Genomic DNA, 11,932 nt, shown 5'->3' with positions numbered 1-11,932 from the left:
ATTACTTCCTTGAGCGTCGTCGGGTGAACAGCGTAATCAGCATGGCCAGTAACAACAGCGCCAGCAATACCTCATAGAAGAACAATACCCAGAGCATATACTTCAGCCTCTGCATATTGTTGATCATATGCAGATTTTCTGGCTCTGCTATCGCCATAAGTTGCGGGAACTGACCGCTGATAATGGCCACCATTTGCTCCAGGTGAGGGGAGACACTGGCAGCCAGTTTAATCAGGGGGTGCTCGTCATAACTGATATTGTTATTGGCCCACCACAAATAAAACTGATGACGGCCATTGTGATAATAATCGAGCGCCATGGCGTCATCTTTAAAACCAAAGGTCTGATCGGATAATCTGACCAGCGTGATTTGACTACGATCGGCAATTAGCTGCTGTTTAAACTCCAGTACCGACATCGGTTGCTGTTGCTGGTTTACCGGATAAAAGCCGTTAAACACGTCGAGCATAATCCAGCGCTGCGCTTGTTGGTCCCATATTTCATTGATAGCGTGGCCGTGGCCGCCAAAACCATCAAATGCCAGTGCCCATTCCCGTACCGGAATATCCAGCGCGTGGCCAAATACATTAATAACTTCAGTGTAGTCGGCACAGTAGCCGCGTTGTTGCTGAATTTCTGCCAGGGTCGTGCTGACATCGGCCTGAATGGCGCCGCCACGACGGCGCTGATCCAGGTTTAACACTGCAGCTTGCTGCAACATTAAGGCCAGCGGCTCGGCAGCACTTTGCTGGTTGCCAGTCTGTTGCGGATTGATCACCACCTTGGCAATCGCATCAGGCAGCGGCGCATTTTCCTGTTTAAACGACGCCGGAAACTGATCGCCGGGCCACTGGCTTTGCTCAATGCTGATCACATTAAATACCATAGCATTACGCAGCCGCACCAGCTCGGTACCTGAATTGAAGTTTGCCACCAGCAGTGCCACCGGCAAGACCATCATCGTCACAATTACCAGGCAGCTGCGCCAGCTGATTAACCTGTTCACCAGCATAACCCGATATAGCGGCCACGAACGTCGGCAATTTGTTTCAGGTGTACCAGATCAACCAGAATATGCTCAGGTGTCAACCCTGCCAATACCTGTTCAACGATATGTTTGTCGTTTAATCCCAGCACTATTACCTTATTATTTGCCAGCAGCTGTTCAATATCACTGGTCATCAGCTGGCCAATATGGGGAATAGATTCTTCAATAAAGCGTTTATTGGCGCCAAGCAGCCGGGACAGGTTAACTTCCGGGTCAAAAATACTTAAATGCATACCTTTACCGATAAGGTGTTCGGCCAGGTCAACCAGCGGGCTTTCCCGCAAATCATCGGTGCCTGATTTAAAGCTCAGACCGATCATGCCGATATCCCGTGAGCCCAGCGCCAGAATTTTTTTATAGGCCTGTTGCAGATGTACCTGATTAGATGACAGCACCTGAGATAACATCGGAATTTCAATATCTGCCTGTTTGGCAACATATTGCATGGCCCGTAAATCTTTTGGCAGGCAGGAACCACCAAACGCAAAGCCGGGTTTTAAATAGGCCGGTGAAATATTCAATTGTTTATCGGCACAGACTAAATCCATGACTTTAAACGGGTCGACGGTCAGGCCTTCACACAATCTGGCCACTTCATTGGCAAAGGTTATTTTCAGGGCGTGAAAGATGTTACAAAAATATTTAACGGTTTCTGCAGTTTTTACATCGGTACGGTGATACTGACCGGGCAAATGACCAAACAATCGCTGCATCTGCTGGTGGGCTGCTTCGTTATTAGCGCCAACGATAGTGAAAGGCGGGTTATCGTAATCTTTAATGGAGCTGCCTTCACGCAGAAATTCGGGCTGGAAACAGATATCAAAATCTACGCCATCTTGTTTGCCGGAATGTTGTTCTAACAAGTTTTTTAAACTGCCTTCTACCGTACCTGGCAGCAGGGTAGAACGAAATACGATAGTGTGGCGACTGCTTTTAGTGGCTAACGCTTTACCAAGCTGCTCGGCTAAACGCAGTACTGCTGACTGATCCTGACTGCCGTTAGTCTGAGACGGTGTACCGACACAGATAAACGACACGTCACTGTCATCAATGGCCTGTTGGACGTCTTGAGTTACGCTGACCCGGCCACTGGCAGCCATCGCCGCCATCAGCTCTGGCATACCTTCTTCGATTACCGGCGACTGACCACTTTTAATCAGTTCCAGTTTTACCGGGTCAATATCTACCCCGATAACTTTATTACCATCACGAGCCAGACACGCCAGCGACACGGCACCGACATAACCTAAACCAAAAATACTGATATTCATATTTGCACTTCCCTTTGTGTCAGCTGTTTTTCCTGATGTAAGTTTATACATTGTTGCACTATGCTGTCTAACTGTTGCATGGACAAGTGCCATTGATGATGAGTCAGCATCCGCTGCCGGCCTGCCTCTGCCAGTTGCTGCCGGTATGACGGATTACGCATCAGTTTTACCAGAGCATTGGCATACTCAGAGGGCGTGTCGGCAATTAAAAAATGCTGATTAACAATTGCATCTATACCACCAGCGGCCTGGCTGCTACTGACAACCGGCACGGCCATGGCCATGGCCTCCAGAATTTTATTCTGGGTGCCGCGGGCGATATTAAGCGGTGCCACCATAGCTGCAGTGTTGATTATATAGGGCCTGACATCCGGCACTGAGCCGGTAACCACAACACCAGGTAAATTGGCTAATGCCCGAATTGCGGCACTGGGTTCTGCGCCGACGATATACAGCTTAACATCAGGTATTTGCTCCCGGATTAATGGCAGGGTTTGCCGGCAGAACTGCAGCATAGCTTCCTGATTGGGGTAGTAATCCATCCGGCCGATAAAAGAAATACTGTGATGCTCGTAAGATGCGGTACCAGGGTTAAAGTAGTCGGTGTCTACGCCGTTAGGGAACCAGGCCGTTGGCACCTGGGTATTGTAGCTTTGCAGGGTGGCCAGTTCGGCTTTAGTGGTGCAGCTGCATAAGTCAAAGCGCCGGGCCAGGCGTTTTTCCGCCCGCAACATTTTCTGACCTTCCAGGTAATAGCCCAGACTAAGCGGAAATGGTTTGAAAGCCCGGTAAGCTAACCATTTTTGCGAGTCCATATCGCCAAAATCGAGTAACTTAGGGGTATCCGTTACCCCGGCGACATATTGCGCAACAGATGAGCAGTGAACAAAAATCAGGTCAAACTTATGTTCTGCCAGTAAGCCTTTTATATGGTTATTTAAATCATGGCTGAAGAAATAACCCATTGATGACGGGGTCAGCAACGGTAGCCGCAGGATCATCCTGGCAAACTGGACTGGCTCCTTTACCACGGCCGCATAATAATGATGACAATACTGTTTAATGCCTTCACCGTCTGCCGCTTCCTCCGGACTGCGGGCCAGTGATGCGACATACACCTGATGACCCTGCTCAGTAAAGTGGCGGATCATATTAAAAGGGCGAATTTTGCCGCCGCGCTTCGGCGGAAAAGGGAAACGGTGACAAACATATAGTATTTTCATAACGACGTCCTGATTGTCTCTGATATTTGCCCGGCGCTTTGCTTGTCTAAATATAAGCGGCACCAGATCTCCAGATTCATCAGCGCCAGCAAGTGATCGGTGTGATCTTCCTGTTGGCTGAAATGCTGATTAAGTGTTTGTTCAATAATGGGCCAGTTGAGTAAACCGCGGCTTTCTATGGTTTCGCGGTTAACAAATAACCGCAACATTGCTGCCAATTCCTGCTTTAACCAGGCCCCGAGTGGGGCGCCGAAACCGCGTTTGGGCCGATCAAGGATACTGGCAGGCAAAATGTCGCTTAGCGACTCTTTTAACAGGTGCTTTAGCCGGCCGTTTTTCATGGTCAGGCTTTGTGGAATTTTTACCGCCAGTTCAACCATTTGATGATCAAGAAAGGGTACCCGGCATTCCAGCGAAGTTGCCATGGTCATTTTATCGGTTAATAACAATAAATCGTCTGGTAACTGGCTTTGTCTATCGGTATCAAACATGCGCCATAGCCCCTGTTTGGCATGACTGAACTGATAATGCTGTTTTACAATACTGACTGGTTTGTCACAGTTTAACAGTTGCTCCGTTTGCTGTTGACTGAATACCTGCATGTAACGCTGATAACGTTCGGCATCATCCAGCTCCGCTGACTGGATAAAAGCTTTGGTCAGGCGTAGGGTGTTGAGCAGTTTTGAGTGGCGGTCACTGGGGAGTTTTCCTGCCACAGGCACCAGCAGTTTTTGTCGTATCCACGCCGGCAGTCGACGGTATTTCTGTAAATAGTGTTCACCGAGGTAGCGACGATAACCGCCGAACAGTTCATCGCCACCGACACCCGATAAAATAACAGTAACGTCTTTGTGGGCAAACTCAGATACCAGATAGGTCGTAATAAAGGCGCTGTCAGCAATAGGCTCGTCCATGTGCCAGAGTAATTTTGGCAGCAGACTGACTACGTCGGGTTTTACCAGGATTTCACGGTGTTCTGTGCCAAACTGCTCAGCCACGGCGCGGGCATAGGGTAGCTCATTATAAAAACTGGCGGCATCACCGGTGTCAAAACCTATGGCGTAAGTCTGGACAGGTCCCTTACTATGTTTTGACATCAGGGCAACCACAGCACTGGAATCTACACCACCGGATAAAAAAGCACCTATTGGCACGTCACTAACCATTTGCATGGCGACCGAGCTTTCCAGTTGGATGCGGATTTTCCTGGCCCAGCTTTGCTCGCTTAGTTGCTCGCTTTGTGCAAAGTCGGGCTGCCAATACTGGTGCTGCTGCATTCCTTTGTCGTTAATTAGCAGATAACTGGCGACCTCGAGCTTCTGAATTCCCTTGAACATGGAGTAGGGGGCAGGAACGTAGCCCAATTGCAGATATTGCTCAAGGGCTTGCGGGCAAACTTCCGCTTCAATACCGGGTAACGCCAGGATAGCTTTGCTTTCGGTTGAAAAGGCCAGATAGCCATCGTGCTGGCACAGATATAAGGGTTTGATACCAAGTCGATCCCGTGCCACCAGCAATTGCTGTAGGTTATTGTCCCACAGCGCAAAGGCAAACATGCCGTTTAAATGCTGCAGACACTCCACACCGTATTGCTGATACAGCGCCAGAATGACCTCAACATCGGACTGGGTTTTAAAGGGGTAACTGTCGGCCAGTTGCGTCCGCAGTTCACGATAGTTATATATTTCACCGTTACATACCAGTACCAGGCTGCCGTCAGCATTGCTGATAGGTTGCTGGCCGCCGCTTAAATCGATAACCGACAACCGGCGCATACCCAGCGCAATATTGTTGTTCAGATAACTGCCACTGTCATCCGGGCCGCGATGGGCGGTAATATCACCCATCAGGTCAAGCCATTGTGCCGGAAACTGCTGCGGTCGTTTTAAGGCAACAACGCCATGAATACCACACATAGTTACTGCCCCAACTGCTGGCGATAAAACTGGGAAAACATTAGCAGCGTCCATAGTGCTGAGCTGTGATCACGTTTACCCGAAACATGCTGTTGATATAACTGCTGAATATAATTCTGATTAAACAAACCGGAATCGGCCAGCGCTTCTGAATTTAAGGCCTGTTGCAGAGTTTGCTTCAGCGGGCCGCGAAACCAACTGGCCAGCGGCACAGCAAAGCCCATTTTTTTGCGGTACAGAATATCATGCGGTAAGTGGGGCTCCAGTGCTTGTTTAAAGGCGGCTTTTCCTTCATTACCACTGATATTCATATTGCTTGGCAGCCGGCTGGCCCATTCCACATATTTGTGGTCCAGTAGCGGCACCCGCACCTCCAGGGAGTGGGCCATACTTGCCCGGTCCACTTTAGTCAGGATATCGCCTACCAGATAGGTTTTCATATCCAGGTATTGCACCAGCTTTAGTGGATCATCGGTATTAGCGTTGGCCGCGTGGCGTTTAAATACCTCTACTGACTGATAGCCGGCTAGTTTCTGTTTTAGTTGTGGAGAAAATAGCGCAGCTCTGGCATCAGAGCGCATAATCGACATAGTATTGCAGTAGCCGGAAACGGCATTCATTGCCAGCGACTGAAAGGTGGTTTTTGCTCTGACAAAGCGCGGTGCCCAGTCCAGTTTCGGATAAACCTTGCCCAGCATACCAAATAACGGCTGACGGATGGCCTGGGGCATAATACTGCGCATTTTTTCTTCATGTAACTGGTAACGGTAGCGACGGTAACCACCAAACAGCTCATCACCACCATCGCCGGACAGCGCAACTGTTACATGTTTACGGGCTAACTGACAAACCCGGTAGGTTGGCATTGCAGAGCTGTCGGCATAAGGTTCGTCATAAAGCGCAGCCAGTTTGTCAATAAGCGAGAAGTCATCACGGTCGACCATACCACTGCGATGGTTGGTTTGATACTGCCTGGCAACCTGACTGGCATAGTCACTTTCATCAAATTGCTGATCGTCAAAGCCAATGGAGCAGGTGTTGACGGCTTTATCCTGCTGTAACTGGGCCATCAGGGCGACAATAGCGCTGGAATCGACCCCACCGGATAAAAAAGCGCCCAGCGGTACTTCAGCGATTAGCCGGATATCGACCGCTTCTTTTAACCGGTCGAGCAATTCAGCTTTTACCTGTTGTTCGGTTAAAACTGCCTGACTAAAGTCAACATCCCAGTACTGAGTTTGCTTCAGCGTTGCCGGCCTGGTTTTATCGATCAACAGGTAATGTCCGGGGTTTAGCTTATAGCTATTGGCATAAATAGTGTGCGGCTCAGGAATATAACCAAAAGTAAAATAGTCCTCTATGCCTTGATAATATAGCCCTTTATCAAATTCCGGATGGGCGGTCAGCACTTTTAGTTCTGAGCCAAACAGCAATTCACCGCTGGGAAGTAAACTATAAAATAAAGGTTTAATGCCCATTCTGTCGCGTGCCAGAAAAAGCTGCTGTTTAGTGCGATCCCATATTGCAAAAGCAAACATGCCGCGAAAATGCTGAACACAGTCCACTCCCCATTCTTCCCAGGCATGGACAATCGTTTCGGTATCGCCGTGAGTGGCAAAAACATGGCCAAGCGCTTTTAACTCTACTGTGAGTTCAGCAAAATTATAAATTTCACCATTAAAAACAACAGCCACGTCACCGGTTTCATTAAACAGCGGTTGATGGCTACCGGCGATGTCAATAATTGATAAGCGGCGGTGCGCAAGGCCAACACCCGCTTCAAAATGATAACCATCATCGTCCGGGCCGCGATGTGATTGCAGCGTATTCATAACTTTCAGGACGCTCTGGTTAACCTGATTGGTGTTGTTTAGCTGTAAAATTCCGGCAATACCGCACATCTGTTTAACCTTCCTGTTATTTACTACCATCAAGATACAAGTGCCGATAGGCGGCTACCATAGTACCGAGACTAAATTTCTGCTCTGCTGCAGCCCTGGCATTGCTGCCGAGGCGCTGCAGCTCCGTCGGCGCTTGTTGACACTGCAACATTAACTGCTGCAACTGTGATTTGTTGTTACTGCTAAACAGCCAACCAGTTTGCTCCGGCTCTACCAATTCGGCATTACCACCAACGTTACTGGCAATAACGGGCAGGGCGCAAGCCATTGCTTCGAGAATGGTGTTGGAGATGCCTTCTGCCAGTGAGGGCAACACAAATACTGACAAATCCGGCAAAATGGCGGCAATATCGTTTCTGTCTCCCGGTAGCCAGCATTGGCTATGCAGGCCTGCAGTTGCCAGTTGCTGTTGCAATTGCGTTCTTGTCGGGCCATCGCCGATTATGACCAGCGCGGTTGTTTGTTGAAAGGTTTTGTGCTGCTGGCACAGCTCAATGTAGGCAGCCACCAGCAATTGTTGATTTTTAACATCGGCAATCCGGCCAACGGTACCGAAAATAATTCTGTCACCTGTCACCAGAGGCTCAGGTAAAACGCTTAGTTCAGGGCTTTCGGGGGTGAAGCGCTGCGTGTCTACACCATTGCAGATTTTGCTGAGCCGGTTTGACGAGACACCTACCACGTTTTGCAGGTAGTGGCGGCCTTCTTCTGACAGGCAGATATAGCGATGGATGATTTTTTTAAACAAGCGCTTTAGCAGTACATATTTTTTATTCTGACCCGCCAGATCAGTTAAATCCCAGCCATGCTCACCATGGAGCCGCAACGGTATTCTGGCCAGCATAGCCGCGGCCTGATACTCCATAGCAGCCAGATTACGGCTATGACAGATATCCGGTTTAAGCTGACGTAACAACCGCCAACATCGCCAGAATGAGGATAAGTCGTGGCCCGGACGTTTATGCAAACAGTAAATGTGCACATTGTCCCGCTGTATCCGGGAGAAAAACGCCTGATCATAGTCTGTCAGGCAAATGATGCTGTGCCGGAATTCGCCTGGCTCAAGTTGATTAATTAAATTAACCACACCATTTTCCAGCCCCCCGGTTCTGAAACTCCACAGCAAATGACAAATATGAACTGTCATGGCTGTTGAGCCTGCTGTGCCAGACTCAGTTCTGCTGGTTCTGACGAATTTGCCGTGGCAATTAAACTAAACCGTTCAGTCAGTTCCTGCTCTAAGATGCGGCTGGCATGTTCCGGGTCGTCATCATAGTAAACACTTAGTGCGTAAAAGCTACCATGCTGACTGAAGTGGAACACCTTGCCCAGTGCCTGCATTGCGGTAATCAGGTATGGGTCGGCTGAGAAATAATTACCGCTACCGTACCAATACCAGAGCATTCTTCTCTGGCCGTTTGAGGCTCGCAGGTCCACTTCCTGCAACACCAGACTTTGCTGACCGATTTGTAAATTCCGGCGTTGGCTGGTAGCGGGTGTCCATTTTGCCGTCTGATAAGGCTGGTTATGCCAACTGACTAACTTTTTATCATCTATATGCTGATAAAAAGCCGCATAAAACCAGATATCGTGGCTTTCGCGCTGCCAGATACCAGCCAACTTTGCTGAGCTATCGGTAAATTGAGGTAATGCAATGGTGTTGCCGGCCGGAGCCAGACTTTGTTCAAGTTGTTTGGTACTGAACAAGGGCTGCTGTGCAAGGGGGGGTAATAGCAGCGTGACGAGCATCGGTAACAACATAACACTGACCCCGCTCAACAGTATGGTACCTGAAACAGGTTTAAGCTGTGCAGAGCGGCTTTGGGATTGTGGTGGTTTTTTATCTGCAAAAAAACCACCAACATAAAACATTATAAAAATGATGATACCAAAAAACAGCCAGCCGTAAATCAAGTGATCAACGCCGACAGCATGTTTCATATCGGTCAGGGAGGCGATTAACACTATACCGTAGGCACGCAGGCCATTAGCCACAATAGGAACAATTATCGCAGCCAGACAAAAGACCAGTTGTTTAACTCTGCTGGTGTAGGTCAGGTAAGCGTATAGGGTGCCTAAGGCGACAGAGGCAATTAAATAGCGAATACCAGAGCAGGCTTCAGCGACCAGAAATAACCCGGTGGGGGTTGTCAGGTACAATCCATCCCGGTACACCGGAATTTGACTTAGTTGCAGTGCCGCCACGGTAATGTCTGCTGTTATGTCTTGCAGCCAGGGCACCAGGTTTTCACCCATTGGTACTGCAAACAACAGGTAACACAGCGGAAACCGCAGTAGCTTTAACAGCGGCCAGCCACAGCACAGCCAAACCAGAACCGGCAGCATCAGTACTACTGCAAGCTGACTGACGACATTAACGGCCACGGCGTTAGCAAAATACCAGACCGTAACCAGAATAAACAAAAACAGTATAGGCGGGGCAGATGGACTCAGTCGGGTAGCGGCGATTTGCTGGCGTTTTCGCCAGATTAGATACAGGCTGATTGGGAAAATTAATATGCCGTGGGCATAGGTATCGGACCGCAACCAGATAGTAACCATGGACCATAAGGTTTCCGCAAAACTAAGCAGCCAGACAACTAAAAACACTGTCAGGGTAATAGCATAGCTGCGTGCCGGACTTGATAAATGAGACATGCTGACTTTGTTCTTCATTGGCTACCCCAGATACCGGGAAATTTTAGGTCCCAGCCATTGACTAATGCTGAGGGGCAGCTTTTGCCATAACTTAATAAACAGCTGATATTTAGGGTTGTTCGGGCTAAGGTTTGGCAAAGCACTGGCATTGATTAACTGGTACTGGTAATGCAGCTCTTGCGGGATCATCCCCCAGTGCTTTTTGTAACTGTAGGCACCCGAGTCAACTTTGCTCCTGCCAAAATCGTAACTGTTGCAATCTCGGTCAGCTCTGGCGTGGCACATTAGCTGATAGTACATAAAGTCATTACTTTTCAGCTCGCGGGCTTCACTGATACCTCCGCCATAGTAGGGTAAAACCTGCTGGTTATAATAAAAGCTGAGAACACTGGAGACAGCTTTGCCGTCCTTGCGTACGGTCAGGATTTCAGCATCATCGCCAAATACTTTTAACAGGGATTGAAAATAGGTTTTACTGAAAACCGGTGTACCCAGGTTTCTGACACTTTCTGAATAAGTTTGATAGAAATTATCTAAGCTGTTATCCAGGGTGAAACTGAGCTGTTGATTCAACGATTGCCGGATGACGGCCCGTTGTTTCTTTTTAATTCCGGCTAGAATTTCGGCGTCACTGTCGGCTAACGGGCACTGGAAAGTTGCATGTTGAATGCGGGTAGTTAACTGGTTGTTCTGAGGATAACGATAGCGTAACTCAAGATGGTCGACCCCAAGCTCGCTGGCCAGAGAAATTGCGCTTTGCTCCAGCAAGCGTTTAACTTCATCCGGACCAATAGCGCCACCATAAACACAAAAAGGGGTGGATACTAAAGCATCACCAAATAGACGGCTTTTAACTCTTGCCAGCGGTAACACACCAACAATTTGTTGCTCACAGGTAGCGTATAAATAAAAACCCTGATGGCCAAGATCTGCCAGTACCTGCTGCCAGCCAGCAAGATGAAAAAAACTACCCTCAGAGCTGTCTTTTACAAATTTGTCCCAATCTGCATTGCGCTTGTCATCCAGCGCTAAGCCTGATACCTGATACATGCTAATCCTTAGCTTTTAAAATAAGGTTGGTATACTTCGTTTACTGACCGCCAATTAAAATCTTGCAGTAAACAACCTATTTTCGCTTCCATTCTGCTTAAATTAACATAATGCCGAAATCGCGATTTTAAAGGCGCATCTTGTATCCGCGGTTGCTCGGGATCAATTTCCCAAGGGTGGCAGTAAAACATGTAGGGAATATCTTTTTGCTTTACATAACGCGAAATAAGCCGGCGGGTTAACCAGTAGGGCAGTAAGCGGAAATAACCACCACCAGCGATGGGCAATTGCCGCCCCAGCATCGATAGTACTGGCATTGGGCATTCCCAAATCCCTTCGTCGCGTAAATAAGGTTGTTGTGGCCAATCGGGCGTACCGTACAAGTCGTGGATGACCGGGTAAGTACTGGAACTGTATTGATAGCCGGCTTGTGTTAAGGCTGCAAAAGCCCATTCATTTTGTTTACCGATCGAAAAACTGGGGGCCCGGTAGCCGGTCACCGCGTTACCTGTTATATCTTCAAGCAGGTTTTTTGCGCGGCTGACATCCTGCAGAAATTCATCCGGGCTCTGACTGGTGGCTTTACTATGATTAAAACCATGGCTGGCCACTTCATGACCGCGTTGATGAATTTCCCGGACCAGTCCCGGAAAGCGCTCAGCGACCCAACCCAGCATGAAAAAAGTGGCTTTTGCCTGATGGGTATCAAAAAGATTAAGCAACTGATTGGTATTGTATTCTACCCGGGCTGGCATGCTATCCCAGTCAGCTGGTGCAATATTGCGCTCAAAAGCGGCAACATGAAAATAATCTTCAACATCCACTGTCAGGGCACTGAACACGGAACTACGTTTGTTCATTATTT

9 protein-coding genes are annotated in these 11,932 nt (G+C 48.5%); all 9 read right to left on the bottom strand.

What is annotated here, in order from left to right:
- Position 1: 1 nt before the first annotated feature.
- From KG631_RS11790 to KG631_RS11750, 9 genes are read right to left on the bottom strand one after another with little or no spacing between them, the layout of a single operon-like run.
- Entirely contained in the window at positions 2 to 1,006 is a 1,005-nt protein-coding gene (locus KG631_RS11790; protein WP_213999916.1) for a hypothetical protein, read from the bottom strand.
- A complete protein-coding gene (locus KG631_RS11785; protein WP_213999915.1) occupies positions 1,003 to 2,319 on the bottom strand; it encodes a nucleotide sugar dehydrogenase in 1,317 nt (438 codons plus the stop codon). Before KG631_RS11785 ends, KG631_RS11790 begins: the two co-directional genes overlap by 4 nt.
- Positions 2,316 to 3,542: a TIGR03087 family PEP-CTERM/XrtA system glycosyltransferase gene (locus tag KG631_RS11780; RefSeq protein WP_213999914.1), complete on the bottom strand. Its 1,227-nt coding sequence runs from the start codon at positions 3,540 to 3,542 to the stop codon at positions 2,316 to 2,318. Before KG631_RS11780 ends, KG631_RS11785 begins: the two co-directional genes overlap by 4 nt.
- Entirely contained in the window at positions 3,539 to 5,458 is a 1,920-nt protein-coding gene (gene asnB, locus KG631_RS11775; RefSeq protein WP_301003780.1) for an asparagine synthase (glutamine-hydrolyzing), read from the bottom strand. The genes KG631_RS11780 and asnB overlap by 4 nt, the downstream gene beginning before the upstream one ends.
- A 2-nt stretch (positions 5,459 to 5,460) precedes the next feature.
- Positions 5,461 to 7,359, bottom strand: coding sequence for an XrtA/PEP-CTERM system amidotransferase (locus tag KG631_RS11770; protein WP_213999912.1), 1,899 nt, complete (start codon positions 7,357 to 7,359; stop codon positions 5,461 to 5,463).
- A 16-nt stretch (positions 7,360 to 7,375) separates the two neighbouring features.
- The gene (locus KG631_RS11765) at positions 7,376 to 8,506 is read right to left on the bottom strand and encodes a TIGR03088 family PEP-CTERM/XrtA system glycosyltransferase (protein WP_213999911.1); all 1,131 of its coding nucleotides are present in this window, start codon (positions 8,504 to 8,506) and stop codon (positions 7,376 to 7,378) included.
- Positions 8,503 to 10,035, bottom strand: coding sequence for an exosortase A (xrtA, locus tag KG631_RS11760; protein ID WP_213999910.1), 1,533 nt, complete (start codon positions 10,033 to 10,035; stop codon positions 8,503 to 8,505). The genes KG631_RS11765 and xrtA overlap by 4 nt, the downstream gene beginning before the upstream one ends.
- 3 nt (positions 10,036 to 10,038) lie before the next feature.
- The gene (locus KG631_RS11755) at positions 10,039 to 11,067 is read right to left on the bottom strand and encodes a FemAB family XrtA/PEP-CTERM system-associated protein (RefSeq protein ID WP_213999909.1); all 1,029 of its coding nucleotides are present in this window, start codon (positions 11,065 to 11,067) and stop codon (positions 10,039 to 10,041) included.
- A gap of 8 nt (positions 11,068 to 11,075) precedes the next feature.
- Positions 11,076 to 11,927, bottom strand: a complete 852-nt coding sequence (locus KG631_RS11750) for an XrtA system polysaccharide deacetylase (protein ID WP_213999908.1) — start codon at positions 11,925 to 11,927, stop codon at positions 11,076 to 11,078.
- Positions 11,928 to 11,932 lie beyond the last annotated feature (5 nt).

It is taken from the genome of Arsukibacterium sp. (assembly GCF_018402695.1).
Taxonomy (GTDB): domain Bacteria; phylum Pseudomonadota; class Gammaproteobacteria; order Enterobacterales; family Alteromonadaceae; genus Alishewanella.
This window is presented reverse-complemented; position numbering and strand designations above follow the sequence as displayed.